The 26349-nt window shown below is 71.6% G+C and carries 20 protein-coding genes; 7 read left to right on the top strand and 13 right to left on the bottom strand.

Features of this window, described 5'->3' with window-relative positions; translation table 11 throughout:
- Nucleotides 1–9: 9 nt before the first annotated feature.
- From arfA to PUW82_RS04565, 9 genes are all read right to left on the bottom strand, one after another.
- On the bottom strand, nt 10–1533 hold the full coding sequence (gene arfA / locus PUW82_RS04605) for an arabinosylfuranosidase ArfA (RefSeq protein WP_274221151.1): 1524 nt from the start codon (nt 1531–1533) through the stop codon (nt 10–12).
- Nucleotides 1534–1593: 60 nt separating this feature from the next.
- Complete coding sequence (locus PUW82_RS04600; RefSeq protein WP_274221150.1) at nt 1594–2874, bottom strand: ABC transporter substrate-binding protein; 1281 nt, start codon at nt 2872–2874, stop codon at nt 1594–1596.
- 66 nt (nt 2875–2940) lie between these two features.
- On the bottom strand, nt 2941–3606 hold the full coding sequence (locus tag PUW82_RS04595; protein ID WP_274221149.1) for a hypothetical protein: 666 nt from the start codon (nt 3604–3606) through the stop codon (nt 2941–2943).
- A 2-nt stretch (nt 3607–3608) separates the two neighbouring features.
- Nucleotides 3609–4535, bottom strand: a complete 927-nt coding sequence (locus tag PUW82_RS04590) for a carbohydrate ABC transporter permease (RefSeq protein ID WP_274221148.1) — start codon at nt 4533–4535, stop codon at nt 3609–3611.
- Nucleotides 4532–5524 carry a carbohydrate ABC transporter permease gene (locus tag PUW82_RS04585; RefSeq protein ID WP_274221147.1) on the bottom strand — a complete coding sequence of 331 codons (993 nt, stop codon included), beginning with the start codon at nt 5522–5524 and terminating at the stop codon, nt 4532–4534. Before PUW82_RS04585 ends, PUW82_RS04590 begins: the two co-directional genes overlap by 4 nt.
- A gap of 77 nt (nt 5525–5601) precedes the next feature.
- Complete coding sequence (locus PUW82_RS04580; RefSeq protein ID WP_274221146.1) at nt 5602–6900, bottom strand: ABC transporter substrate-binding protein; 1299 nt, start codon at nt 6898–6900, stop codon at nt 5602–5604.
- Between the two features lie 183 nt (nt 6901–7083).
- Nucleotides 7084–8055, bottom strand: a complete 972-nt coding sequence (locus tag PUW82_RS04575; protein ID WP_274221145.1) for a glycoside hydrolase family protein — start codon at nt 8053–8055, stop codon at nt 7084–7086.
- Nucleotides 8052–9143 (bottom strand): Gfo/Idh/MocA family protein, encoded by a 1092-nt coding sequence (locus PUW82_RS04570; RefSeq protein WP_274221144.1) that lies wholly within the window; start codon nt 9141–9143, stop codon nt 8052–8054. The genes PUW82_RS04575 and PUW82_RS04570 overlap by 4 nt, the downstream gene beginning before the upstream one ends.
- 65 nt (nt 9144–9208) lie before the next feature.
- Entirely contained in the window at nt 9209–10987 is a 1779-nt protein-coding gene (locus tag PUW82_RS04565) for an ABC transporter ATP-binding protein (RefSeq protein WP_274221143.1), read from the bottom strand.
- A gap of 126 nt (nt 10988–11113) precedes the next feature.
- Here PUW82_RS04565 and PUW82_RS04560 point away from each other — a divergent pair, with 126 nt between their 5' ends.
- Nucleotides 11114–11776, top strand: a complete 663-nt coding sequence (locus PUW82_RS04560; protein ID WP_274221142.1) for a hypothetical protein — start codon at nt 11114–11116, stop codon at nt 11774–11776.
- Nucleotides 11777–11804: 28 nt separating this feature from the next.
- Here the strand turns inward: PUW82_RS04560 and PUW82_RS04555 are convergent, their stop codons facing one another.
- From PUW82_RS04555 to PUW82_RS04545, 3 genes are read right to left on the bottom strand one after another with little or no spacing between them, the layout of a single operon-like run.
- Nucleotides 11805–12530, bottom strand: a complete 726-nt coding sequence (locus PUW82_RS04555; RefSeq protein ID WP_274221141.1) for a cupin domain-containing protein — start codon at nt 12528–12530, stop codon at nt 11805–11807.
- Nucleotides 12527–13471 carry a DUF6807 domain-containing protein gene (locus PUW82_RS04550; protein ID WP_274221140.1) on the bottom strand — a complete coding sequence of 315 codons (945 nt, stop codon included), beginning with the start codon at nt 13469–13471 and terminating at the stop codon, nt 12527–12529. The genes PUW82_RS04555 and PUW82_RS04550 overlap by 4 nt, the downstream gene beginning before the upstream one ends.
- Nucleotides 13468–14580: a Gfo/Idh/MocA family protein gene (locus PUW82_RS04545; RefSeq protein ID WP_274221139.1), complete on the bottom strand. Its 1113-nt coding sequence runs from the start codon at nt 14578–14580 to the stop codon at nt 13468–13470. The genes PUW82_RS04550 and PUW82_RS04545 overlap by 4 nt, the downstream gene beginning before the upstream one ends.
- Before the next feature lie 197 nt (nt 14581–14777).
- Here PUW82_RS04545 and PUW82_RS04540 point away from each other — a divergent pair, with 197 nt between their 5' ends.
- Genes PUW82_RS04540 through PUW82_RS04515 form a run of 6 tightly spaced genes read left to right on the top strand, consistent with a single transcriptional unit; the run spans nt 14778 to nt 22332 of the window.
- Entirely contained in the window at nt 14778–16106 is a 1329-nt protein-coding gene (locus PUW82_RS04540; protein WP_274221138.1) for a Gfo/Idh/MocA family protein, read from the top strand.
- On the top strand, nt 16103–17035 hold the full coding sequence (locus tag PUW82_RS04535) for an NAD-dependent epimerase/dehydratase family protein (protein WP_274221137.1): 933 nt from the start codon (nt 16103–16105) through the stop codon (nt 17033–17035). The genes PUW82_RS04540 and PUW82_RS04535 overlap by 4 nt, the downstream gene beginning before the upstream one ends.
- Nucleotides 17032–17931 carry a 5-dehydro-4-deoxyglucarate dehydratase gene (locus PUW82_RS04530; protein ID WP_274221136.1) on the top strand — a complete coding sequence of 300 codons (900 nt, stop codon included), beginning with the start codon at nt 17032–17034 and terminating at the stop codon, nt 17929–17931. The genes PUW82_RS04535 and PUW82_RS04530 overlap by 4 nt, the downstream gene beginning before the upstream one ends.
- Complete coding sequence (locus tag PUW82_RS04525; RefSeq protein WP_274221135.1) at nt 17928–19037, top strand: mandelate racemase/muconate lactonizing enzyme family protein; 1110 nt, start codon at nt 17928–17930, stop codon at nt 19035–19037. Before PUW82_RS04530 ends, PUW82_RS04525 begins: the two co-directional genes overlap by 4 nt.
- Nucleotides 19034–20005, top strand: coding sequence for a serine hydrolase domain-containing protein (locus PUW82_RS04520; protein ID WP_274221134.1), 972 nt, complete (start codon nt 19034–19036; stop codon nt 20003–20005). The genes PUW82_RS04525 and PUW82_RS04520 overlap by 4 nt, the downstream gene beginning before the upstream one ends.
- Before the next feature lie 14 nt (nt 20006–20019).
- Nucleotides 20020–22332 (top strand): beta-galactosidase, encoded by a 2313-nt coding sequence (locus PUW82_RS04515; protein ID WP_274221133.1) that lies wholly within the window; start codon nt 20020–20022, stop codon nt 22330–22332.
- 62 nt (nt 22333–22394) lie between these two features.
- Here PUW82_RS04515 and PUW82_RS04510 read toward each other — a convergent pair whose 3' ends face one another.
- Nucleotides 22395–26243 carry an RICIN domain-containing protein gene (locus PUW82_RS04510; protein WP_274221132.1) on the bottom strand — a complete coding sequence of 1283 codons (3849 nt, stop codon included), beginning with the start codon at nt 26241–26243 and terminating at the stop codon, nt 22395–22397.
- Nucleotides 26244–26349 lie beyond the last annotated feature (106 nt).

Here is a 26349-nt window from a genome sequence, read left to right as displayed (position 1 = left end):
CGCGGCGGGTCAGCCGAGCCGCACAGCCGCCCACGAGATCGGCGGCAGCGTGAACGACAGGATGCCGCCGTCGATCGCGGCGCCTGCCAGGGGCGTCACACCGACCCGCTCGGGGTCGGCGAGCGTGTTCGCCGCGTAGCGGTCGTCGTCGTGCAGCAGGTGCGACTCGGTGATCGAGAGCGCCCGACCGAGCGCGTCGCCCAGCGCCGAGACGTCGATGCGCAGCTCCTCGCCGGCGGTCGTCGAGCGGTTCACCACGAACAGCGCCGCGCCGTCATCGCCGAGGGTCGCGACGGCGTTGACGTTCGCGACGGTCCCGAACCGCTCGCTCTCGAACGTCCCGGATTCGACGGCGACAGAGATCGCGCGGTCGCCGGCGAGCCGCGACGTCAGCGAGAACGGGAAGAAGGTGGTCTGCCGCCACGCCGGTCCGCCGGGCTCGGTCATGATCGGCGCGATGACGTTCACGAGCTGGGCGAGCGAGGCGGAGCGCACCCGGTCGCTGTGCTGCAGCAGCGTCACGAGCAGGTCGCCGAAGACGACGGCGTCGAGTGCGTGGTACTGGTCCTCCAGCAGTCGCGGGGCGACGGGCCAGCCCGGCTCGACGGGCTTGTCGTCCTGCCCGCCCTCGTCGTTGTGGAGGTACCAGACGTTCCACTCGTCGAAGGAGATCATGATCCGCTTGTCGCTCTTCTTGGTCGCCGCGACCGCATCGGCGATCGCGACCACCGAGGCGATGAACCGCGACATGTCCACGCCCGAGGCCAGGAACTCCTGCGCGTCGCCGAAGCGCTCCTGGTAGTACGAGTGGCACGAGATGAAGTCGACGTCGTCGAACGTGTGCTCGAGGACGGTCCGCTCCCACGACCCGAAGGTCGGCATGCCGCTGCCGGATGATCCGCACACGACGAGTTCGACGCCCGGGTCGAGCATCCGCATCGCCTTCGCCGTGCGCGAGGCGAGCTTGCCGTAGTCATCGGCGTTGCGGTGGCCGAGCTGCCACGGCCCGTCCATCTCGTTGCCGAGGCACCACATGCGCACGTCGAACGGCTCGGCGCGGCCGTTGGCGATGCGCTGGCGCGTCCATGCCGTGTCGGCGTCGGCGTTCACGTACTCGAGCAGGTCGATCGCCTCCTGCGTGCCGCGGGTACCGAGGTTGACCGCGAGCATGAGGTCGCTGCCCACGAGCTCCAGCCACCGCGCGAACTCGTGCAGGCCGACCTCGTTGGTCTCGGTCGAGTGCCAGGCGAGGTCGAGGCGGCGCGGCCGCTGCTCGGCCGGGCCCACGCCGTCCTCCCAGCGGTAGCCCGAGACGAAGTTGCCGCCGGGATAGCGGATCGTCGACACCCCGAGCTCGCGCACCAGCTCGACGACGTCGGCACGGAAGCCGTCCGCGTCGGCCGTGGGGTGGGCGGGCTCGTGGATGCCGTCGTAGATGTGACGGCCGAGGTGCTCGACGAACCCGCCGAAGATTCGGCGGTCGATCCGGGCGATCTCGAAGCGGGGGTCGATGGCGGCGTTCGTTGACGTCATGGCTTTCCTCGAGGTGGGGGTGGGGATGCCGCACGCCCGCGCGCGGCATCCCCGGGACGGTCAGCCGAGGACGACCTCGGCTTCGGAGAAGAACTGATCCACAGCCTGGTCCACCGACGTGGCGCCGAGGCCGAGCGACTTGCCGAGCTCCCAGAACGTCTGCTCGAGGGTGCCGTATCCGGCGACGGGAACGGGCGGTGCGTCGCCGATGCGGTCCTCCGCAGCCTCGATGTAGTCGGCGACCTGCTTGTCGGCGCCCTCGAGCGTGGCACCGGCGAGCTTGGAGGTCGACGCCGGGAATCCGAGCGTCGTGCCGAAGATCTCGCCGGCCGCCTCGGAGTTCACGACGAAGTCGAGGAACAGCGCTGCGGCCTGCGGGTGCTCGGTCTTCGCCGAGATGGCGACCTGCAGGCCGGCCTGCCGGTAGAGGTCCTTCGACCCCTCCTTGGCGGTCGGAGGCGCGATGATCGAGATCGACGAGGCGCCCGAGTCGGCGAGGTAGCCGCCGAGGAAGTTGCTCCAGCTCATCTCGCTGGCCGTCAGCGCGGCGCCGAAGCCCGACTTGGGCGAGAGCTCCTCGAGTCGCTGCTGCGGCACGGTGACCCCGTCGCGCAGCTCCGCCCCGCTCTCCCAGAAATCACGCAGCTGGTCCTTCGTGAACCCGAGCTCGCCGTCCTCGGTGAACAGGTTGCCGCCCTCGGCGCGCAGGGCGAGTTCGAAGCCCTGGATGCGCTGGGTGTGGTCGGTCCCGCCGTATACCGCGCCGCCGGTTCCGTCGGTGACCTCGGCCATCCACTCGTCGAACGCGGCGACGTCGGTTCCGCCTTCCGGCGTCTCCACCCCGGCCTGCGCGACCAGATCGTCGTTGACGAAGTTCGCCCACAGGCTGTACCCGGTCGGCAACGAGTACTGCGTGCCGTCGAGCGCGCCGGTGCCGAGCAGACCGTCGTCGAACGTGGTCATGTCGATCTGATCGGCCACCTCGGCGAGGTCGAGCAGGTGCCCGGACTGGCCGTACTGGCGCAGGTAGCTGTCGGAGAACTGGAAGACGTCGGGCAGACCGCCGCCCGCCGCCTCGGTCTGCCGCTTCTCCCAGTAGCTCGGGAAGTCGGTGAAGCTGACGTTGACCGCGATGTTCGGGTATTCCTCGTTGAACGCCGCGATCAGCTGGTCATAGCGCTGAGCGCGGTCGTCGTTGCCCCAGAACGCGTAGGTCAGCGTGACTTTCTCGTCGGGATCGAATTCCGCGGCCGCCGGCGCCTGCGCGCCGCCGCATCCGCTCAGGGCGAGCGCACCGACGGCGACGATGCCGATCGATGCGAGAAGACGGTTCGCCTTCATGAGGGTCCTTTCGTCGGGTGAGAGCCCGGGGGGACGGGTCTGCGGAGAAGGAAGGCGGCGACGTGCTCAGCGACGCGGCCGGGCGGGGATGGCGACCACGGCGAGCGCGGCGCACCCGATGCCCGCGATGAACAGCGGCGGCAGCGCCCACGTCACCACGACGACGAACGCCGCGGTGGCGATGAGATACAGCACGCCGACGACGTCGCGGCGGGCGGCATCCGGAATCGCGCGGACCGCCGCGCGCCATCCGACCGTCGGAGTCCAGGTGCCGGCCGCCAGCAGGACCGCCGCGGCGAGCACCGCGAGCCCGACCCAGCCCACGCCTTCGACGACCGCGGCGCCGGGCAGGAAACCCGAGCGGGCCAGGTCGATGTCGAGCAGCAGCACGAGCGTCGCGACGAGAGCCACGACCCCCACGACGATGCCGGGGAGGATGCCCGCGCGGACATCCTCCCAGAAGAGCGCGACCCGCGAGTCTTCCGCCGCGACGTAGCGACGCAGATGACGGATGCCGGCAGCCAGCGCGATCGGCAACGTGATCACCGGCAGCGAGACGACGGCGACCAGGATGCCGGTCAGCAGCACCTCGCCGAGGAGCGCGAACGCCCCCGCGGCTCCGGGATGCCGCAGCACCGGCCGCCCGTCACGCGTCGGACCGCTGCCGGTGCGATCGGCGCGGTCCGCCGCCCGCTCCTCGCGCCGCGTGCGCGGACGCTGCTCGATCGACATCGCTAGCCCTTCAGGCCCTGCGTGGCCACGCCGTCGACCAGGAACTTCTGGAAGACGATGAAGAACAGCAGGATCGGTACGAGAGCGATGAACGAGGCGGTCACCGTCGCGCCGTAGTCGCTCGACGACGTCTGGTCGTTGTAGAGCCGCAGGGCGATCGGCAGCGGGTAGTTCTCGGGGCTCGTGAGGTACAGCAGCGGACCGAGGAAGTCGTTCCACGCCCAGATGAAGCTGAAGATCGCGCAGGTGATGAGCGCCGGTTTGATGAGCGGCAGGATGATCGACCAGAAGATGCGCGGGTGACCGGCGCCGTCGATCTTGGCCGCCTCATCCATGTCACGCGGCATCTGACGGATGAACTGCACCATCAGGAAGACGAAGAACGCCTCGGTCGCGAGGAACTTCGGCAGCAGCAGCGGCCAGTACGTGTCGACCATCCCGAGATTGTTGAACAGGATGTACTGCGGGATGATCACGACGTGGAACGGCAGCAGCAGCGTTCCGATCATCGCCGCGAACAGGATGCCGAGACCCTTGAACTGCAGACGGGCGAAGGCGTAGGCCGCGAGCGCCGACGACATCACCGTGCCGATGACCGAGACGCCGGCGATCAGCAGCGAGTTCGCGAAGAAGCGCCACATCGGCACGCCCGCGATGCCCTCCATGACCTTGACGTAGTTGTCGATGGTCGGGGCGTTGGGCAGCAGCCCCATGTTCTGGCCGAACTCGCTGTTCGGCTTGAAGGTCGAGAACAGCAGCCAGACCAACGGGTAGAGCACGACGGCGGTGATCACGATGAGCACGACGAACCAGACGATGGTCTGCCAGGTCTTGCGCTTGATCTTCCGCCGCGAGGGCGGCATCGGCGTGGTCTGCTGAACGGCGAACATCGCTTCGCTGGCGAGCGGCGAGGTGGGTGTCGTGGTCATCGGTTGTCTCCCGAGTAGTGCACCCACGACTTCTGGGTGCGGAAGAGGATGAGGGCGATGATGGCGACGACGACGAGCAGTACCCACGCGATCGCCGCGGCGTAGCCCATGCGTCCGTCCGAGAAGCCGGTCTTGTAGAGGTAGACCGTGATGAAGTTCGTCATGCCGGCCGGACCGCCGCTGCCGTTGGAGATGATGTACGCCGAAGCGAAGACCTGGAATGCCCCGATCAGGCCGAGCAGCAGGTTGAAGAAGATGACCGGCGACAGCATCGGCAGCGTCACGGCGCGGAAGCGCTGGATTGCTCCGGCGCCGTCCATCTCGGCCGCCTCGTACAGCTCCTTCGGGATCTGCTTGAGGCCGGCGAGGAAGATGACCATCGTCGCGCCGAACTGCCAGACGGCGAGCAGGATCATCATCGGCAGGATGAGCGACGGGTTGCCGATCCAGCCGCCCAGCTCGATGCCGAGGAAGCTGAGACCGCCGTCGACAGGACCGTCTGTGGCGAACATCGCCCGCCAGACGATCGCGACCGACACCGAGGCGCCGATGAGCGACGGGGCGTAGAAGGCCGAGCGGAAGAACGCGGCGCCCTTGTCGCGGTAGTTCAGCAGCATCGCGATGAGAAGGGAGGCGACGAGGGCGATCGGGGTGCCGACCAGCACGTAGACGAGGGTGATCTGCGCCGACTGCATGAAGCTCGGGTCGTTCGTGAACAGCCGGACGTAGTTGTCGAGACCGATCCACTTGGGCGGCGAGAAGATGTTGTAGCTCGTGAACGACAGGTACAGCGAGTACACCATCGGGACGAGGGTGAGACCGAAGAAGCCCACCAGCCACGGCAGCAGGAACGCATAGCCGGTGGCGTTCTCGCGCATCGCGCGCTTGCGGGCACCGGGGCGGTCGAGGTGCTCGGGACGGCTGCGGCGGACGAGCCCGCGCCGCGGGGACTGCTTGGTGACGATCACCCGTGTGGCTGTTGTGCTCACGATGCTCCCGGGGAGTGAGGGAAGAGAGTGGAGTCCTCCGGGCCGGCGCGTCGCGCGGCCGGCCCGGAGGCGGTGCGTCAACCGTTGAGGACGATGTCCATCTCGGAGAAGAAGCGATCGACGGCGTCGTCGACGGTGATCGTGCCGTAGACGAGCTCGAGGCCGATCTGGCGGAACTCCTCCTCGATCGTGCCGTAGCCGACGACCGGCACCGGCGGTGCGTCACCGAGGCGGTCGGCGATGCCCTCTTCGTAGTCCTTGACCTGCTGGCTCAGCGGATCGAGGTCGGCCGCCTCGAGGGCGGTCTCGGATGCCGGCAGGCCGCGGTTCGTGCCGAAGATCTCACCCGACTGCGGCGAGTTCACGAGGAAGTTCACGAGCGTTGCGGCGGCCTCCGGGTGCTCGGTGCTCTCGGAGATGGTGTGCAGCATCGAGGGCTTGAGGTACAGGTCCTTCGCGCCCTCCTCGGTGACGGGGGGCTCGACGAGGCCGAGCTCGGTGTAGCCCTCGCCGAGGCCGCCCAGGTAGCCGCCGCCGAAGTTGTCCCACGTCAGCTCGGACGCCGTCAGCGCCGAGTCGAAGCCGCCCTTGGGCGCGAGCTCCTCGACGCGGGCCTGCGGGATGACCGTGCCGTTCTCGCGAATGTCCGCGCCCTGCTCCCAGAAGTCCTTCAGCTGCTCCTCGTCGAAGCCGGGCTCGCCGTCCTCGGTGAACAGGTTGCCCCCTTCGGCGCGCAGCTGCAGCTCGAAGTTCTGGATGCGACCGGTCCAGTCGCCGCCGCCCCAGAACGCCCCGCCGGACCCTTCGGTGACCGACTGCATCCAGGCGTCGTAGTCCTCCCACGTGCCGCCGGGGAACTCCTCGACGCCCGCCTGCTCGAGCAGGACGGGGTTGGTGAACAGGCCCCACGCGTTGGTCGAGGTCGCGATGCCGTACGTCTTGTCGTTCACGACGCCGATGTCGAGGATGTTCTGCGGCAGCGGGTCGGTCTCGATGATGCCGCCGAGGTAGGGCTCGAGGTCGAGCAGCAGACCGTTCTCGGAGTACTGACGCAGGTACGAGTAGTCGAACTGCATCACGTCGGGAAGGCCGCCGCCGGCGGCCTCGGTCTGACGCTTCTCCCAGAACTCGGGGAACGTCAGGAAGGTCGGGTTGACGGTGATGTTCGGGTATTCCTCGTTGAATGCCGCGATCGCCTCGTTGTAGAGCTCCGCGCGGACGTCGTTGCCCCAGAAGGCCAGGTCGAGCGTGACCTTCTCATCAGGGTCGAACGTCGCGTCCGCGGCGGGGGTGTCGCCACCGGCGCACCCCGCCAGGGCTAGAGCCGCGCCGGTCGCGATCGCGACTCCGGCCAGTGCCCGCTTTCTGCTGAACATCATTGTCCTCTCTGCCGAACGTCGTCGTCTCGGTGCGCGCGAACGTCCATTGTCCGTGTGTGCAGGTCTGCGCCGCCCCGCGTCGGGAAAGCGCTTGCCGGCAACCGTACTACGCCGTGAAACGTTTCGCAAGGATGCCGCAGCATCCGATTCCATCCCGTGATCTCGGGACTGTTACCGGTCTCAGTCTGCCGGTTCAGCCTCGCATACCAGGCGCCCGCCGTCGACACGCAAGCGCACCCGGTACACGGCGCAGCGGCGCGCGTCGATCTCGGCCGCACCCGCGCCGTCGGCGCCGTCGTCCGGAGTCGTCGCGGGCTGGGCGAAGAAGTAGTACCAGAGCGTCCCGCCGTCGCGAACCGGGGCGCCGTGATGGCCGAACCCCCGCCCGGGGACCGACCCGGCACCGAGGACGACCTCGTCGGGGCCGCCCTGCCGGCGCCAGGTGACCGCGTCGTCCGAGACGTGCACCCCCATGCCGCGCCACTCGTCGACGATCATCCACCACTGGCCGCCCAGCTCGAATACGGCCGGGCCCTCGTGCGGGCGACCGCCGATCGCCACGCCCTCGTGCCGCCAGTCGCTCAGGTCGTCCGAGACGGCGCTCATGGTCACCGAGTCCGCCCCCTCGTCCTTGTACCAGAGGCGCCATCGGCCGTCCGGGGTCCGGGTCACCGCCGCGTCGATGGCTCGGTCGGTCGGCAGGTCGAGCCGGCCCACCCGGCGCCACGAGGTGAGGTCGTCAGAGACGTACTCGACGATCGCTCGCGCATAGCCGGGCCATCGGTCCGGGATCCCGTCGATCTCGGTGAGGTACATCCGCCAGCGGGCACCGTCGAAGACGACCTCCGGCGCCCAGTGGGTGCGATCGACCTCGCGCGCCGGGCCGTCCGGCGCCAGCTGCAATCCGACCGCGTCGGGCTCGAGGGTGCCGGCGTAGCTCCATCGCCGGCCGTCCCGGGAACGCGCCACCCCGATGCGCGATCCGTGCACCCACGCCACCCCCGGACCGGGGTCGGGATGCGTCGCGCGACGCTGGGTGTAGAACATCCACCAGCATCCGTCGGCATCGATCACGACGACCGGGTCGGTCGCCCCGTCATAGATGGGGTCGCGGTACAGCTCTCGCGGATGCTCTGCGACCGCGAGGCTCATCGTCCGCTGCGGAGGTCGGTGACGGGACTGGCGAAGCCGCGGCGGTGCGTGGGATGCGAGGCGAGATCGGCCGGCGTCACGGCCGCCCCGTCCGCGGCGGCCGAGGCGTAGACGGCCGCGACCAGCTCGAGCGAACGGGCGGGGTCTGCCGCCGTCTCGGGCAGGGGCCGCCCGTCGAGGATCGCGTCGAAGACGTCGCGCAGCAGCGGCCCGTGATCGCTGCGCTCCTCGCGCTCGGGAAGCGCCCAGTCGCGCGCCTCGCCCTCGAAGCCCGGGGCCGGGGTGATGCGCCAGTTCTCGTGGCCGTGGCCGTACAGGTGGTCGACGGTCACGGTCGCCTTCTGCGTGTCGATGCGGATCGAGCTCGTCTCGCGCGGCGACACGGCGCTCGTGGTGACCTGCGCGACGACGCCCGAGGCGAACAGCACCGTCGCGGTCGAGGCATCCTCCGTCTCGGTCTCGCGGTCGAGTCGCCACAGGCGCGCCTGCACCGTCTGCCACTCCCCCAGCAGGTAGGCCAGCAGATCGAGCTGATGGATGCCGTGGCCCAGCGTCGTGCCGCCGCCCTCGGTCTCCCACCGGCCACGCCACGGCACCGCGAAGTAGGCGGCATCGCGGTACCAGAGGGTCTGGCAGGTGGCGAGCAGCGGACGCCCGAGCGCGCCCGACGACAGCAGCGATCGCACATGGGCGGCGGCGGTGCCGGTGCGCTGCTGGAACACGACGGCGAGGTGGCGGGCGGCCGCGGTGGCCGCCGCGCGCATGTCATCGAGCTCGTCGAGCGACGGCGCCGGGGGCTTCTCGACGACGACATGAGCGCCGGCAGCGAGGGCGGCGATCGCCTGCTCGCGGTGAACGGCCGGCGGCGTGCAGATGAGTACGACGTCGGGCGTCTGCACGCGCAGCAGGCCGTCGAGGTCGTCGTGCACGGCGGGTGCCCCGTGCCGCTCGGCGAACGCCCGCGCGGCGGCGGGGTCGAGATCGGTCACGGCGACGAGTTCGGCACGCGGATGAGCGGCCACGGCGCGGGCGTGCAGGTTCGCCACCGCGCCGGTGCCGACGAGTGCGCAGCGCAGCGATGCGGGCATGGCGGATCCCCCTTCGGATCGGTCGGGATCCAGCCTATGACCCGATGTCGGAAAGCGCTATCCGGTCAGCTCGGGAGGCCGGCCTGCGTGGCGTGCAGGTGCGCGTAGCGCCCGCCCGCGGCGAGGAGGTCGTCGTGCGTCCCCTGCTCGACGATGCTGCCGCGTTCGAGCACGACGATACGGTCGGCCTGCCGGACCGTCGAGAGCCGGTGAGCCACGACGAGCGTCGTCCGACCGCGCATGAGCCGGCCGAGAGCCTCTTTGACGAGTTCCTCCGACTCGGGATCCAGCGCCGACGTCGCCTCGTCGAGCAGCAGGATGCGCGGGTCGCGCACGAGAGCCCGCGCAATCGCGAGACGCTGCCGCTGCCCGCCCGACAGCCGAGCGCCCCGCTCGCCCACGACGGTGTCCCACCCGTGGGGCTGCTCGCGCACGAACTGCCAGGCGTTGGCGTCGCGCAGCGCTTGCTCGATGCGGGCGTCCGTCACCTCGGGCAGCCCGTACGCGATGTTCTCGCGAATCGTGCCCTCGAACAGCACCGACTCCTGCGGCACGACCGAGACCGCCCGGCGCACCGAGCGCAGGTCGAGCTCCTGCACGTCCGCGCCGTCGATCGTGAGGCGCCCTGCCGTCGGGCGAACGAACCCCAGCACGAGATTCAGCAGCGTCGACTTGCCCGACCCCGACGAGCCGACGAAAGCGAAGGTGCGCCCCGCCGGGATGTGCAGATCGATCTCGTGCAGGGCGTCCTCGTCGGCGCCCGCGTAGCGATGGCTGGCCCGCTCGAGCCGGATGTCGCCGTGCACGGCATCCACCCGCCGCTTGCCCTCGTTCTGCTCGAGGTCGGGCTCCTGCATCACCTCGGCGATCGAGCGGACCGACTCGAGCCCGCGCGCTCCCACCGGGATGAGCATCAGCAGCTGGGTGAGGCCCTGCGTGAGCAATGTGAAGTAGGTCGACAGCAGCACGACCTCGCCCGGCGAGATCGGCAAGATGCCGGTGAGCGAGAACACCGCCGCCAGCACGAGGCACCCGACCCCGAGCAACTGCATCGCGACCCACGAGATCGAGGCGACGTGGCCATTCAGCATGTCGAGGTGCAGGCCGGCCCGCCGCACGCCCTCGGCGCCCGTGCTCACCCGCGTGACGGCGGTCTCTTCGAGGCCGTGCGCGCGCGTCACCGGGATGAGCGATGCCATCTCGCCCACGCGGGCGGAGAACACCTCGACCTCGCGCCGGAAGACCTCGTTGCGCTGGCGCGACCGGTTGCGCATGCCGTAGCGGATGCCGATCGCGATGGGCACCGCGAGCGCGTAGACCGGCAGGAACTGCGGCACCGCGATCGCGGTCATCGCGATGGCTCCGATCATGACCATCGTCGCCGACAGCAGCGGATGGGTCACCTGCTGCAGCATGAGCTCGACGTTCTCGACGTCGCGCACGACCTTGGTCTGCACGATCGACGAGCTCACGCGCGAGTGGTAGCCGATCGACAGGCTCTGCAGGCGGGCGGCGAGCGCGTTGCGCAGGTCGGCGCCGGTGTCGCGGACCACCGTCATGAAGCTGCGCGTGTAGAGGATGTGATTGGGATAGTTCTGCAGCAGGAGCGCCGCGGCGAGGATGAACCAGCCGACGACCGCGCTGACGTCGCCGCCGTCGGCCACGATGTCGATGATCGCGGCGGTGATCACGGGCAGGAACCACAGCGGGATCTCTTTGAACGTGAAGGCGAGCACGGCGAGCGCCATCCGGCCCGGGCGCCGGGCGAGGAGCCGCAGGACGGATCGCGCGGGATGAGCACCGTCGATCAGGTCGAGCGGGCGGGAAAGCGGTTTCCTGGCCACCGTTCCATGCTAGCCACGCAATGTCTCGCGCACCATAGCCCGTGCGGAAGCCGAAGACGATACGCCCATTCGACCGAGGCGACAACGGCCTCCGACGCGCGGACGTCATCGCCCTACCGTGGCGCCATGAGCAGCAACAGCACCCCCGAGCATCGCGAGCCGGGCGCGCCGGCATCCCACCCCGACGCCGTCGGCGCGACAGCTCGCGCCGACACGGCCGCCACGGTGCGACACGAGGTCCACGAACGCGAGAAGGCCGAGTTCGGGGGATTCAAGTTCGGATCTGCGTTCTTCGGCTGGCTGACCGCGATGGGATGCACCGTCCTCCTCACCGCCCTGGTCGCCGCCGTCGGCGCAGCCATCGGGTTCAGCGGTGGTGCCACGCCGGACGAGGCTGCCGACGCCGCCGCGGACAACAGCACCGCGGTCACGGTCGTCAGCGCGATCGTCATCGGACTCGTCCTTCTCGTGGCCTACTTCGCCGGCGGCTATGTCGCGGGACGGATGGCTCGCTTCAGCGGCGCCAAGCAGGGGATCGCGGTCTGGATCTGGGCGATCGCGATCGCGATCATCGTCGCCGTCATCACCGCGATCGCCGGATCGCAGTGGGACATCCTCAGCAATCTGCAGGGCTTCCCGCGCATCCCCGTCACCCCGGAGACGGCGACCCTGACCGGGGTCCTCACGGCGCTCGGCGCGGCCGTCGTCACCCTCGTCGGAGCCATCCTCGGCGGACTCGCCGGGATGCGCTTCCACCGCAAGGTCGACCGCGTCGGGCTCGGCCGCTGACCCCGACCTCGCGCCGAACGGATGCCGCTCAGTCGGCCACGTCGTAGGTGCGCAGCCGTCCGCACATCCCGAACGCGCGCGGGCCGGCGCCGGGTTCGGCGACGTGCACCGCGGCGTCCGCGAGGTGGGCGCTCTCGCCGGCGGCGACGGCTCGGGCGGCGTCGAGCGCACGCTCCGCCGAGCTCAGCGGGCGGGCGCGGACGATGTCGCTCCAGCCCGAGGCGCGCGCGGACGCGATGCGCGCCGCCGCCCGATGGAACTCGGTCAGCGCGGACGCGTCACCGGCGTCCATCCGCTCGCGCAGAGCAGTGAACCCCGCGACGGCGAGGTCTCGGCGCCGCGAGGCTGCGGCGCCGAGCTCGCTCTCGTCGGCGTCGGGCGGGATGCGGGCGGCCTCGGCGTAGCGCGCGTGGTCGGCGAGCACGTCGGTGGGGAAGGTCATGACGGCGTCGCCGGCCTCGGGGAGGCCCGCGTTGCTCATGATCACGACGACGGCGAGGCCGCCGTGGTTCACGGCGCGATGGATGGTGCCGGGCGTGAACCACACGACGGCTCCGGCGGCCAGCGGCGTGCGACGGAAGCCGGCGGCGTCGATCGTCTGCAGCTCGCCGGTACCGCCGGTGACGACGTACGCCTCCGTCGAAGTCAGGTGCGTGTGCGGTGTCCCGCCGCAGATGCCGTCGGGGGCGGCATCCGTGTAGACGGCGAGATCGGTGACCGAGGTGCCGCCCGGAAAGCTCGAAGGCGAGATCATCCGGCGACCCCACCCGGCGCTCCGGGCCGCGCCAGCACGTCGCGGACGGCGTCGGCCACTCCCCCGGCGGCATCCGCATCGGCGTCCGCGATCCCGACGCCGTAACGGAACCGCACCGTCTCACCCGGGGCGACGACGACCTCTTCGCTGAAGAAGGGGGCCGGGTTCAGGCAGGCGAACTCCTCGGAGCGCGCGAACCACTGCGGCGGATGGTGCGGGTTCTCGGCGGCATCGACCATGACGATGAGCGACGATGCATCGACGTCGTCGTGCTGGCCGGCGAAGCCCATCCACTCGTGACGCTGCCCCCGCACATCGGTTCCCGTGCCGGTGCCGGCACTCGTGACGAGCACGCCGCCGGTGAACGAGCGGGGCCCGCGCCAGAACAGGCCGCCGTATCCGGCGTTCTCGCGGCCTCGGGTCGTGGGCGAGCCGATCGCGACGGACGCGTCGGTGACGTTGGTCATCGCGGTCTCGAAAGTGAGCGCCCAGCAGGTCTCGTCGACGATGCGTGCCGTGAGTGCGCGGTGCTCGGTGAACATCCGCTGCCCGCTCTGCGCGATCCATTCGAGATCATGGCTCACCCGCGCGACGTCGTCGGCGCCGTCGGCCTCGACGCCCAGCCGCGCGAGGTCGCGGTGGCGCTGCGTGCCGTCGTTGTCGAGCTGGACGTAGAACCGGCCGCGCACGTACGTCGGCCCGCCCCAGAAGTTCTCGTCGCCCACCATCGGCAGCGACCACGCGATGCCCTTGTGCCAGACATGGTCCCAGGGGCGGAACAGGCTCACGAGCCGGCCGGCGCGCGTCCGCAGCGGATGCAGGTAGGGCTTCGGCGACTCGAGCTGCGGCGAGTCCGGCACGTAGGTGTACCGGAACAGTTCGACATCCGCGTCGCGCACCGTGAGCGCCGTCCCGACCTCGTGGACGATCTCGAGCGTCATGCCGTCGCTCCCTTCACCGCGGGCCACGGTACCGCGCCGCCGTCCATCGAACGGTAGAACGGGTCGTCGGCGGTGATCTCGCCGGCTCGCACCGGCATCCCCCGGAACGCCGACGCGTAGGTGGCGGCGGCGAACTCCAGCGTGCGGCGCGCATCGTCGGCGGCGACCCCGGGCTCGCGGCCCGTCGCGAAGGCGTCGAGGATCGCTCCCAGCTGCGACGTGTGGCTGCTCGTCGCAGCGGCATCGGCAGCCGAGGATTCCGCGGACCACCGCTCGGCCAGATGCTCGTGCCCGGGGGCGGGAGTGAGAGTCCAGTCGGCGTCGGTGTACCCGTAGAGATGCTCGACCTCGACGGTGGCGTGCTCGAAGTCGAACCGCAGGCGCGAGACCTCGCGCGGCGAGACGATCGAGTTCGTCACGCTGGCCAGAGCGCCGCTGTCGAATTCGACGAGCGCCATCGACACGTCCTCGGTGTCGGTGGGCAGCGCTTGCCGCGCCGCGACGGCCGACACCCGCCGCCACGACCCGAGCACGGCGAGCAGCAGATCGAACTGGTGGATGCCGTGGCCCATCGTCGGTCCGCCGCCCTCGACGTCCCACCGACCCCGCCAGGGCAGGTCGAAGTAGTCGGCCGAGCGATACCAGAGGGTCTCGCACACGGCGACGAGCGGCCGTCCGAGCACGCCTTCGTCGCGCAGCCGCATGAGCCGCTGCGCCGCGTCGCCGAACCGGTGCTGAAAGACGGTGAGCGCGGGCACGCCCGTCTCGCGTGCAACCGTGACGAGTTCGTCCATCTCGGCGAGACTCAGCGCGGTCGGCTTCTCGACGAGTACCGGGATGCCGGCGCGCAGCGCCCGGATCGCGAGGGGCACATGGGTCTGCGGCGGCGTGCAGATGTGGACGAGGTCGGGGCGCTCGGCGAGCAGGCCGTCGACGTCGCCGTGGACCGCGGCGGCGCCGAACCGGTCGGCGAAGGCGCGAGCCCGATCGACGTCGACATCGACGACCGCCGCGAGCTCGATGCGCGGGGCGAGCGCCGCGATGGCCTCGGCGTGGGCGTGGGCGATGGCGCCGGTGCCGATGATGGCGGCGCGCAGGGGGACGGTCACGGGGCCTCCCGGTCGATGGGCGCTCGACCACGATGGCGAGCGTTTCCCCTCGACGGTAACCGCTTTCCCGCAAGCCGGTCAACCGGGGCCGGCGGACTCTCGCGCCGCCGGGCGAGCCCGTGCTAGCGTGACACCCGCGTCGCCGGAGAGCGCTTTCCACTCGCCATGCCGGCAGGCGTCGGCACGAAGGAGAGCCCATGACCCGCACGCGCTACGCCCTCGTCGGAGCGGGACACCGCGCCCAGCTCTACGTCGAGGCGATCGCCGGCCCGCATGCCGACCGGGCCGAGCTCGTCGCCATCTGCGAGCCGAATCCCGTGCGCGCCGCGCTGCACCGCGACCGGCTCGTCGAGGTCGGCCACCCGGCCCCGACGCTGTGGGCTCCCGACGACCTCGAGCGCATGCTCGCGGCCGAGCGCGTGGACCGCGTCGTCATCACGGCGCGCGACGACCTGCACGCCCCGCTCATCGTCCGCGCCCTCGACGCCGGCGTCGACGTCGTGGTCGAGAAGCCGCTGACGATCGATGCCCCGAGCGCCGCCGCGATCGAAGACGCCGTCGCACGCACCGGCCGCTCTGTCGTCCTCACCTTCAACTACCGCTACTCCCCCCGCAACAGCGCGTTGCGACAGGTGATCCAGGAAGGGCGCATCGGTCGGGTCACCTCGATCGACTTCTCGTGGATGCTCGACACGAAGCACGGCGCCGACTACTTCCGTCGCTGGCACCGCGAGAAGCAGCACTCGGGCGGCCTGCTCGTCCACAAGGCCAGTCACCACTTCGACCTGGTCAACTGGTGGCTGCGCGACGCGCCGACGCGCGTCTTCGCCTCGGGCGGTCTGCGCTTCTACGGTGCCGAGAATGCTCGCGCGAGACGGCTCGGCGAGCGCCCGGCACGCGGAACCCACGACGGAGACCACGACCCGTTCGAGCTCGACCTGCGCGACGACGAGCGGCTGCGGTCGCTGTACCTCGACGCCGAGTCCCACGACGGGTATCTGCGCGACCGCGACGTGTTCGGTGAGGGCATCACGATCGAGGACAACCTCGCGCTGGTCGTCGATTACGCCTCGGGCGCGACCCTGTCGTACTCGCTCAACGCCCACGCCCCCTGGGAGGGGTACCGCGTGGCGGTCAACGGCACCGAGGGGCGTGCGGAACTCGACGTCGTCGAGCGCGGCGCGGTGCTCGCCGACGAAGGCCTGCATCCCGTCCTCGATCCGTCCGCCGTGGCCGACACGGGGGCGCGTTCGCTCCGCCCGCAGGGCGAACGCCTGCTCGTGCAGCGCCACTGGGAGGATGCCGTCGAGGTCGAGATCGACGGCGGGAACGGCGGGCACGGCGGCGGCGACGAGCTGCTGCTGGCCGATGTTTTCGTCGGTCCCGGTGACGACCCGCTCGGGCGGCCCGCGGGGTGGGCCGACGGCGTCCGCTCGATCGCGGTGGGCATCGCCGGCAACCTCTCGCTCGCCTCGGGAGTCCCCGTGCTGACCTCGGACCTCGGCATCCGCCTGCTCGAGTCGTGACCCGCATCGTCGTGACCGGCGGCGGCGGACGGCTCGGCCGCAGCCTCGTCGCCGGACTCGTGGCCGCGGGCCACCACGTGGTCTCGTTCGACCGCGCCACCTCGGCCGCGGCCGAGCTGCGCGGCGCGGACCAGGTCGCGATCGACCTGCTCGACGCCGAGCAGACGGCGGCCGCGCTGCGCGCCCAGCGCGCGGACGCGGTCATCCACCTCGCGGCGATCGCGGTGCCGTTCAGCGCCCCCGAGGACGTCATCATACGCACCAACAGCGCCCTGGCCGTCTCGGTTCTCGGCGGCGCCGTCGCCGCCGGCATCCCCCGCGTCATCGCGGCCTCGAGCCCGACCGTCCTCGGCTACGGCGCACCGCACGGCTGGGTGCCCGACCGCTTCCCGCTCGACGAAGCCACCCCACCGCTGCCGTGGAACGCCTACGCCCTGTCGAAGCTCGTCGTCGAGCAGACGATGCACATGCTGCGGCGGCAGAGCGGCGACCGCATCCGTCTCGCGGCCTTCCGCCCCTGCTACGTCATCGCTCCCGAGGAGTGGGCGGGCGCGCCGACGCAGCAGGGCAACACGGTGCGGGAGCGTCTCGACGATCCCGCCCTCGCCGCTCCCGCGCTGTTCAACTACGTCGACGCGCGCGATGTGGCGTCGTTCGTCGAGGCCCTTCTGTCGGCGATGCCCGGCATCCCCAACGCCGAGACCTTCTTCGTCGGCGCGGACGACGCGCTGGCCCGCCGTCCGCTCGCGGAGCTCATCCCGCGGTTCCATCCCGGTACCGCCGACGTCGCCGCCGTCCTCACCGGCACGACCCCCGCTTTCTCGAACGCGAAGGCGCACCGTCTGCTCGACTGGGCGCCGCAGCACAGCTGGCGCACCGAGCTGCGCGACGACGCCTCCACCGATCAGCGAAAGGACGTGCCGGCATGAGATTCGACGGCATCCTCTTCTTCCCCGTCACCCCGTTCGGCGAGGGCGGCTCGATCGACCACGCCCTGCTCGCCGCGCACGTCGACGCCGGCGTCGCGCACGGCGCGGGCGGCGTCTTCCCCGCCTGCGGCACGGGTGAGTTCCACGCACTGTCGGCGGGCGAGGCCACCGCGGTGGTCCGCACCGCCGTGGATCGCGTCGCCGGCCGCGTCCCCGTCGTCGCCGGAACGGGCGGTCCGCTCGGTCACGCGCTCGAGGTCGCGCGGGGCGCCGCCGATGCGGGAGCCGACGCCCTGCTGGTGCTTCCGCCCTACCTCGTCGGCACGCCGACCGCGGGCCTCCTCGCCTACGTCGAGGCCGTCGTGGCGGCATCCGATCTGCCCGTCATCGTCTACCACCGCGCGAACGCCCGCTACACGCCCGACGCGATGCGGCAGCTGGCGCGGAACCCGCGGGTCATCGGTTTCAAGGACGGCGTGGGCGACATCGGCACGACGCAGCTCATCGTCCGTGCCGTCGCCGAGGCCGGGCGCGACGACTTCGCCTTCTTCAACGGACTGCTCACCGCCGAGCTGACCCAGGCAGCCTTCCGCGGCATCGGGGTGGACCTCTACTCATCGGCGGCGTTCGCCATGGCGCCCGAGATCGCCACCGCTTTCTACCGCGCCTCGACGACCGGCGATGACGCCGCCCGCCTCGCCCTGCTCGACGCGTTCTACACCCCGCTCGTGAACCTGCGCGACGAGACCCCCGGCTTCGGGGTGTCGCTCATCAAGGCGGGCCTGCGCCTGCAGGGCGTCCCGGTCGGCGGGGTGCGCGCGCCGCTCGTCGACCCCACGCCCGCTCAGGAGCGGCGCCTCGCCGACATCCTCGATGCGGGACGCGCCCTGCTGTGACGACGATCGCATCGCTCGCGTGCCGCCTGCTGCGCGTGCCGCTGACGCGCCCGTGGGCGCCGGAGGTCACCTCGGTCGCCGTGATCGAGACCCACCTGCGCCGCAGCGACGGCGCCGAAGGATGGGGCTTGTCGTGGACGCCGCAGATCGGCGCCGAGGCGGCGCTCGCCCTGCTGCAGCACGACATCGCGCCCGCGGCCGTGGGGCGTTCGGCCGAGCCGGGCGCCGCCTGGCAGGGCCTGTGGGAACACCTGCACGAGGCCGGCGGCGGCGGAGTGACGACGATCGCCCTGGCGGGACTCGACCTGGCGATCTGGGATGCGGCCGCCCGCGCGGCGGGCGCGCCGGTCTCGCGTCTGCTCGGGCAGCGGCGGGCGACCGCTCGCGTCTATGGCAGCGGCGTGAACCTGCACTACCCGCTCGACGAGCTCGTGGCTCAGGTGCGGCGGTGGGTCGACGCGGGGTATCCCGCCGTGAAGGTCAAGGTCGGCAAGCCCGACGTCGCCGAAGACCTCGACCGCCTCGTCGCGGTGCGCGAGGTGCTCGGCCCCGACCGCGGGCTCATGATCGACGCCAACCAGCGATGGGACCTCGACCGTGCGACCCGGTCGCTCGCGGCGCTCGCGGAGGTCGCACCCGCGTGGATCGAAGAGCCCCTGCGCGCCGATGACGTCGCGGGGCACGCGGAGCTCGCCCGGCGCCTCGCGGCCGGCGAGCGCATCCCGATCGCGGTGGGCGAGAACCTGCACACCGCGTACCGCTTCGCCGAGGTGCTGCGCAGCGGCGCGGCGCAGATCGTGCAGCCGAACGTCGTCCGCGTGGGCGGCATCACGCCGCTGCGGCGCATCGCCGACCTCGCGGTCGAGCACGGCGCGCAGCTGCATCCGCATTTGCTGCCCGAGCTGTCGGGACAGATCGCCCTGACGCTCCCCGACACCGTCGCCGAGCCCTGGGTCGAGGACGTCGAGGATGCCGGCTTCGGCGCGCTCGGCGCCCTGCGCGATCCCTCGCCGGTGACGATCGCGCACGGGTTGCTGCACGAGACCGAGCACGTGGGTCTGGGGCTGCGGTTCGCGCCCGAGGGCTCGCCTAGGCTGGCGCGATGAACCCGACGTTCGACGCCGCTTTCGACTGGGCCCGCCGTCAGGTCGGCGACGGCCGCCTGCCCTCCGCCGTCGTAGGGGTGGCCGACGCGGGCGGCATCCTCGCCCTCGATGCCGTCGCCGCCGATCTCGACGACCGGTACGCCCTCTTCTCCATCACGAAGCCGCTCGTGGGCATCTCGGCCGCGCGCAGCATCCAGCGGGGCGAGCTGACGCCGCAGACACCGCTCACCCGTGCGCTGCCGACCTTCGGCGCCGCGCGCGACGACATCGTGCGGCTGTCGCACCTCGTCAGTCACACGAGCGGCATCGCCGAGCCCCCGCTCGATACGCGCGGACCCCTGCGCACCGAACTGCTGACCCGCGGCCGGGACTTCGCGGCGGGCACGGCATCGCGCTACTCGACCATCGCGTTCGAGGGTGTCGCCGCGCTGGTCGAAGACGCGACGCGGCGCACGTGGCACGACGACGTCGCCGCCTGGGCGTCCCCCCTCGGAGCCGACACGCTCGGCATCGACCTCGACGACACGGTGCCCGTCGTCGACGCCGCGGATGCCGGCGTCGACATGGCGGCGTTCGCGGCGCAGCGCAATCCCGGCGCGGGCCTCGCCGGGCGGGCCCACGACCTGCTCGCCATCGGCAGCGAGCTGCTGCGCATCCACGGGGGCGCACGTGACGGCATCCTCACGCCCGCCACGCTCGCGATGATGCTGCGCCCGCTCACCGGCGACATCCCGCGGCTCGAGCCCTACCCGGCCGAGCGCGGTCAGGACTGGGGCTTCGCGTGGAACCTGCGCACCCGCGCACCCGGCCTCATCGACCGCGACGTCTACGGGCACGGCGGCTGGGCCGGCACCGAGTTCTGGATCCACCCGGGCGCCGGTATCGCATGGGTGCTGCTGACCAACCGCGCCCAGCGCCCCGGCGTCGATGTCGACGAGCTCGACAACGCGATCATCGGAGCACTGTGACCTCCCCTCTCGGCGTGACCTCCCCTCTCGGCGTGACCGCCCTGCTCGGCGTGACCCACCGCGACTGGCCGACGCCCGAGACGCCCGCCGCACTGCCGGCACCGCACGAGCGGGGTGCCGGCATCTCGGTGACCGACCGGGCCCTGTTCCGCGACGGCCGGGGCTGGGTTCCGGTCTCGGGCGAGGTGCACTACAGCCGACTGCCGCGCGCTCGGTGGGACGAACGGATGCAGCAGCTGCGGGCCGCCGGCGTCACCGTCGTGGCCACCTATGTGTTCTGGAACCACCACGTCGCCGAACGCGGCCGTCCCCGTTTCGACGATCACCTCGACGTCGCGGCCTTCGTCGACGCCGCCGCGGCCGCCGGGCTCGACCTCGTGCTGCGGATCGGTCCCTGGGCGCACGGCGAGTCGCGCAACGGCGGCTTCCCCGACTGGGTGCAGGCGGCCCCCGTCGAACATCGCAGCGACGACCCCGCCTATCTCGAGCTCGTGCGCGAGTGGTTCGGCCAGCTCGCCCGAGCGCTCGACGGGCGCGCGCATCCCGGGGGCCCGGTGATCGGCATCCAGCTCGAGAACGAGCTCTACGACCGCCCCGAGCACATCGTGACGCTCAAACGTCTCGCCCGCGAGGCCGGCATGTCGGCTCCGCTGTGGACGGCGACCGCGTGGGGTGGTGCCGAGCTGCCCGACGGCGAGGTGCTGCCGCTGTTCGGCGGTTACGCCGACGGCTTCTGGGTCGATCCCGGCGCCGCGTGGGACCCGACGTTCCGCGCCCACTACTTCCCCTCGCACGATTGGGACGACCCCGGCGTCGGCGCGGACGTGCGGGCCAGCCAGGGCTTCGCGGCCGCCAGCGGCACCGCCGATCTGCACGGGTTCCCGCCGGCGACGTGCGAGCTCGGCGGCGGGATGGCCACCGCCTACCACCGCCGACCCGTCCTCAGCGGCCGCGACGTGGCCGCTCTCGCGCACGTGAAGATCGGCAACGGGTCGGCCTGGCAGGGCTACTACATGTTCGCGGGCGGACGGAACCCCGGCCCCGGCCTGCAGGAGAGCATCGCCACCGGGTACCCCAACGACCTGCCCGAGATCGGCTACGACTTCCACGCCCCGATCGGGCAGTCCGGCGACCTCGCCGACACCGCGCCGCTGCTGCGTGCGCAGCACGCCTTCCTCGCCGCGTTTGGCGATCGGCTCGCCGGCATGACCTCGTCGCTGCCCGACGATCGCCCGCCGTCGCTCGATGACCGCGCCACGCTGCGGTGGGCGCTGCGCTCGAACGACCACGAGGGCATCGTCGTCGTGTCGCACCACCAGCGGTTCGACCCCGTGCGCGACGTCGAGGGCGTGCAGCTGCGCGTCGTGCAGGGCGGGGCCGAGACGGTGTTCCCGTCGCAGCCGATCACCGTACCGGCGGGCACGCTCGCGCGGTGGCCCGTCGGCCTCGCGGTCGCGGGAACCCGCATCGCGTGGGCGACCGCATCGCTCGTCACCGTGCTGGACGCCGGCTCCGCCCGGCCGACCCTCGTGCTGCTCGAGGACGACGGCATCCCCGTCGAGTTCGCGACCGATCGCGGGGGCGTCCGCACCGTCGACGCCGGGTACGACCCGGTCGACGCCGACGGGCTCGACGTGCTGGTGCTGCCCGCCGCCGAGGCGACCGATCTGTGGATCCGGCCCGGCAGCGCGCCCGAGCTGTGGCTCACCGACGGCGAGCTGGCGTGGGATGCCGCCGGCGCGCAGCTCCGCGCCGCCGCGTCGGCACGGCGCTACGACCCCGCGACCCGGACCTGGGTGACGCTGTCACCGGCAGCGACGACGACCGCCGCCGCCGTCGCCGCCGCCGGGCGTTCCCTCGCCGTGCCGATGGAGCTCGAGCGTTCCGCGGCCGCGCCGGAGCCGGACTACGGGTTCGGTGGACCGCGTCACCGCGCACCGGCGGACGCCACGATCCGTGAACGCTCCGCCCGGTACCGGCTGCGGCTGCCAGCCGAGGCGCTCGACCCCGACACCGACGCCGTGCTCGACCTCGACTGGGCGGGCGACGTCGGCCGAACGCTCATCGACGGCGTGATCGTCGACGACCGGTTCTGGGACGGCACGCGGTGGTCGGTGTCGCTGCGCGACGTCGGTGTCGGCGTCGGCGTCGGCGTCGGCGTCGGCGGTGTCAGCGCGGGCGACGACATCGTGGTCGAGGTGCTCGCGCTCGCCCCGGAGTCGACGGTCGCGCTCGCCGCCGCCGCGGAGGCCCGCCGGGCGGATGCCGCGACGACGGCCCTTCGTGCGTCGGTACGCCTGCGCGGCCCCTGGCTCCGCCTCGCTTGATGAACGGCCGAGGCCGTGTCGATCGTTCGCGTCGATCGGCACGGCCTCGGTGGTCGGTTCGCTCAGGCGTGCGAACGACGACGGCGCAGCGTGAGCGCCCCCGCGCCGAGCAGGAGCAGAACGAGCGCCCCGATCGTGGCGGCGGCGACACCCCCGCCGTCCTGCCCGGTCGAGGCGAGGCCGCGACCATTCGAGCCCGACCCGTCTGTTCCGTTCGCGGCCGAACCGGCGGGCGAGCCGCTTCCGGATCCGCTGCCACCCGGACCCGCGCCCGGTGCGCCCGAGCCCCCGCCCGTGCCGCCCCCGGAGCCGCCGCCCGTCCCCGGGTCGACGATCGGTGCCGTGGGCACGATCGCGGCGGATCGGGCACCGCCCGCGGCGAAGCCCGCAGCCGTCACGGTCACCTCGACCGAGATCTCCCGGCCGGCGTCGGCGGCCGTCAGCGCATAGACGTCGGCGGTCGCGCCCTCGATCGCGGCGCCGTCGCGCAGCCACTGGAACGTCCGGGTGGCGTCGGCGGGGTCGGTCGTCACCGTCGCCCGCAGGGTGGACCCCACGCGCGGCTCGCCCGACACGGTCGGTTCGGTCACCGCCACGGCCCGGTTCACCGTCACGGTGTAGGTGCGCGAAGCGCCGTCGGGAGCCGTGACCTGCACGGTCCCGACCCCGGCCGCCGCCCGCGCGCCATCGGCAGCGGCGCCGTCACCCGGCTGGGTCACGACCACCGTCGCATCTTGATCGACCGCGAGCGCGTGCAGCGTCGGCCAGACCGTGCCGGTCGAGGTGACGGTGTAATCGAGGGTGTCCGCCGCGAACCCGGCGACGGGCTCATCGCCCACCGTCAGTCGGGCGAGGTCGGCGATCCCCGCCGGCGCAGCCGCCGCCGCGAAGATCTCGACCTCCGAGACGATCATGTGCGTCTCGGGGCGCGCGGTCATGACCACGCGTACCTCGTCGGCGGCACCGGTGACCGGCACGTCGATCCGCGGCGCACCGTCCGCGGAGTCGGGCACCGTCACGAGCTCGCCCTCGACCCAGGCGCCGTCGCTGACGCGGTGATCGATCCGCACGGTCGCCGGCCAGCTCAGCGCTCCGCCGTCACGGTAGAACTGCACCCCGACGCGTGTGAGCGTCTCGGTGTCGGCGAGCGCGTAGGTCAGGGTGTCCTGCGGGTTCTTCGTCCCCGAGCGCCAGTTCGACCAGCCCTTGTCGGTCGTGCTGCCGTTGGTCGTGTTGCGCACGTCGTACTGCGCACTCTCGGTGAAGGTCGCGCTGGGCCGGCTCTCGGGAGCCACGTTGCGCTCGGCGGCCGCGGTGACGATGACCGTCAGCTGCGCGTCCAGCTGCTCGCCGCTCGGACCGGTCGCGACGCCGGGCACCGCGATGATTCCGGGCTCGGCGAACGATGCGTCCGTGAGGCCCTCCCACGCCCAGGTCACCGGAACCGCGAAGCCCGCCCCTGACGGACGCAGCTCGGCCTGCACCGTGCCGTCGGCCTGGTTCGCGACGGTGTCGAGCGCGCTCGCCGCCGGGACGGTGATGGATGCCGGCCGCGTCGCCGCGTAGGCGCCGACTTCGACGGTCGCCGTGGCTTCGAACGAGGTGCCGAACAGGTCGGTGCCCGTTCCGGTGACCTGCACGGTGCCGGCCCGCGAGAAGTCGACCCCCTCGAGCTGCCAGGTCACCGCGGCGGAGCGCAGCGTTCCGCCCGTGTAGCGGATGTCGACCGTGTCGGGCAGCGTCGGGGCGACGCCCACCGCGGTCGCGACCGTGACGGGCTCGGCGCCCGTGATGCTCGTGCCGGCGATGCGCCACTGCTGATTCCCGCCGCCGTTCGAGGTCCACAGGCCCACTGCCGCGCCGGACGTGGTGCCGCCGCCGTTGACATCGAGCACGCGTTCGGCAGCCACGTTCAGCACCGAGTAGTACGTGCCGTCGGTCGTCGACGACATCCATTGCAGCGCGGGATCCGCAGCGGCTGCCGCCGGATCCGCCGTCACGAGCGCGGTGCTCGCGCCCCGCGAGGCGAGGAACGCTCCCGAACCGTTCTGCAGGGTGAAACGATGGCGGTTGGTGCCTTCGCCGTCGATCGTGCGCACCGTCCACGACTGCGCACGCGCCTCGTCGGGCGTCGTCGCAGCGGACCGGACGGCGAGGGTCGAGCTGCCATCGAGGGCGAGGCCGCTCTGCAGCCCCGTGAGCTGCACCGTCTGCCCGTCGCGGAACGCCGCGGCATCCGGCGAGACCCCCGAGACTCCCTCGATGACGAACGTCACGACCGACTGGGCCGGGATGGTGAGGGTTGCGGTCCGGGATGCCGCATCCACAGCCACCGGCTCACCGCGCCGGAGCGCGTTGACCGACGGCTCGTCCGCGGTCGACTGGGTTGTGACGATGGGCGTCACGGTCGCACCGGGGGCCACCGAGCCGAAGTCGCTCAGGTCGATCTCGACGGTGCGCTCGGCCGCCTCGGCGTTGACGTGCACGACCGTCGCACCCTCGCCGTCGGCGTCGATCGCCGCGGTGGACTGCGCGTCATCGGTCGCGATGAGCCGGTCGCCGGGGGTGATGTAGTGCGTGAAGTTGCGCACGGTGTTGAACTTCTCGTTCGTCAGCACCTTGCACGAGGGGTCGGCATCGCCGTCGGCCAGGCGTCGCTCGGACTGCCCCTGCGCGTTGCAGTCGAAGTCGATGAAGACGCTGCCCCAGTTGAGCTTCTCGACCTTCTCCATGTTGTAGAGGTCCTCCACCGGCTGCCAGAACACCCAGGCGTCAGGTTCGAGCTCGCGCAGGTCGCCCACGATGTGCTGCGCCATGCCGAGGCCGTTCTGGATGTCGTCGGTGACGAACCCCTTGCTCTGGTCGGTCCAGTTGCCCTCGACCTCGCTCATCCAGAGCGGCTTGTCGGCAGCCTTGGCGATGTCGCGCACGACCTGACGACCGCCGGTGCCGTACGTGTGAACGTTGAGCTGATCGACGAGGGTCTTGGCCTGCGCCGACCACGTGTTCCAGTTGGTCGCGAAGATGCCGGGGTTCGTCTCGTCCATTGCCGAGATGAAGGCGTCGGTGTCGGTACCCGGCTGAGCGAGGCGTTCCGCGAGGGCTTTCACCATGGCGTCCTGCGCCTGCGGCCCGATGTGTGCGCCCTCTTGGCGTCCGCCCGTCGGCCAGGTCGCGCCCTCCGGGATGCGGGTCGACCAGTAGTTCGTGTTGGGCTCGTTGAACGGGTCGATCGTGTCGAACGAGATTCCGTGCTGCTTCTCGAGCTCGTCGACGACGGTGACGAGGTAGCCGGCGAACTTCTCCATGTCGGCGGGCGCGAGCTGCTCGCTCGTGGCGTTGTTGATGCCGCCCGAGACGTACCCGCTCTGGGTGAGGAAGTAGGGCGGTGAGTTGCTGAACGCCTCCCAGTGGGTGACCTTGTTCTTCAGCGCGTCGATCCACCAGCGCTGGGCGGCGTCCTGCGAGAAGTCGTAGGCGTTCGGATCGTCGGGGTTCCACGCCGCCTTGTAGCGGTCGCGGTCGGCGAGGTTCGACGTGATCTCGCCCTCCGCGTCGGTCGCTTCGAGGTCGGGGTTCCAGAAGCCGGGGACAGCACCGCCGGGACGGAGGTAGGGCGGGACGTCGGAGGCGTTGCCGCCGCCGATGTTGTAGCGGGCGATGTTGAGGTTGAGCCCCTGTTCGCCGAAGACGGCGTCGTAGAGGTCCTGACGGACATCGGCCGGGTAGCCGCCGGTCGCGTTCGCGAACCAGACGAGGCTGGTCCCCCACCCCTCGAAGGGCTGCTCCGAGGCGGTCGCCGGGTTGGGGGTGATGCGCACCGCGGTGGACGCGGCGGCCTGGGCAGCCGGCGGCGCTACCGAGGCTGCAGCGGTCAGACCGCCCGCGGCGAGCGTCACCGCGCAGGTCATCGACAACAGTCGAGCTGACTTCATCGTCATTCCGATCCGGTCGCGTCGGTGCGACCTCGAGGGGGTGATGTTGACGTCAACATGTTGACGTCAACACCGAGCCTAG

The sequence above is a fragment of the Microbacterium thalli genome (assembly GCF_028737325.1).
GTDB classification, from domain to species: domain Bacteria; phylum Actinomycetota; class Actinomycetes; order Actinomycetales; family Microbacteriaceae; genus Microbacterium; species Microbacterium thalli.
Note: the sequence above shows the minus strand (reverse complement) of the source record. Positions and strands in the feature narration are given on the sequence as shown.

Bases quoted from the DNA above. Each gene is read 5' to 3' on its own strand.
- PUW82_RS04580 (WP_274221146.1), bottom strand. From the start codon at position 6,900: ATGTTCAGCAGAAAGCGGGCACTGGCCGGAGTCGCGATCGCGACCGGC.
- PUW82_RS04600 (WP_274221150.1), bottom strand. From the start codon at position 2,874: ATGAAGGCGAACCGTCTTCTCGCATCGATCGGCATCGTCGCCGTCGGT.
- PUW82_RS04570 (WP_274221144.1), bottom strand. From the start codon at position 9,143: ATGCCCGCATCGCTGCGCTGCGCACTCGTCGGCACCGGCGCGGTGGCG.
- PUW82_RS04555 (WP_274221141.1), bottom strand. From the start codon at position 12,530: ATGATCTCGCCTTCGAGCTTTCCGGGCGGCACCTCGGTCACCGATCTC.
- arfA (WP_274221151.1), bottom strand. From the start codon at position 1,533: ATGACGTCAACGAACGCCGCCATCGACCCCCGCTTCGAGATCGCCCGG.
- PUW82_RS04595 (WP_274221149.1), bottom strand. From the start codon at position 3,606: ATGTCGATCGAGCAGCGTCCGCGCACGCGGCGCGAGGAGCGGGCGGCG.
- PUW82_RS04560 (WP_274221142.1), top strand. From the start codon at position 11,114: ATGAGCAGCAACAGCACCCCCGAGCATCGCGAGCCGGGCGCGCCGGCA.
- PUW82_RS04590 (WP_274221148.1), bottom strand. From the start codon at position 4,535: ATGACCACGACACCCACCTCGCCGCTCGCCAGCGAAGCGATGTTCGCC.
- PUW82_RS04530 (WP_274221136.1), top strand. From the start codon at position 17,032: ATGAGATTCGACGGCATCCTCTTCTTCCCCGTCACCCCGTTCGGCGAG.
- PUW82_RS04550 (WP_274221140.1), bottom strand. From the start codon at position 13,471: ATGACGCTCGAGATCGTCCACGAGGTCGGGACGGCGCTCACGGTGCGC.
- PUW82_RS04540 (WP_274221138.1), top strand. From the start codon at position 14,778: ATGACCCGCACGCGCTACGCCCTCGTCGGAGCGGGACACCGCGCCCAG.
- PUW82_RS04520 (WP_274221134.1), top strand. From the start codon at position 19,034: ATGAACCCGACGTTCGACGCCGCTTTCGACTGGGCCCGCCGTCAGGTC.
- PUW82_RS04575 (WP_274221145.1), bottom strand. From the start codon at position 8,055: ATGAGCCTCGCGGTCGCAGAGCATCCGCGAGAGCTGTACCGCGACCCC.
- PUW82_RS04510 (WP_274221132.1), bottom strand. From the start codon at position 26,243: ATGACCTGCGCGGTGACGCTCGCCGCGGGCGGTCTGACCGCTGCAGCC.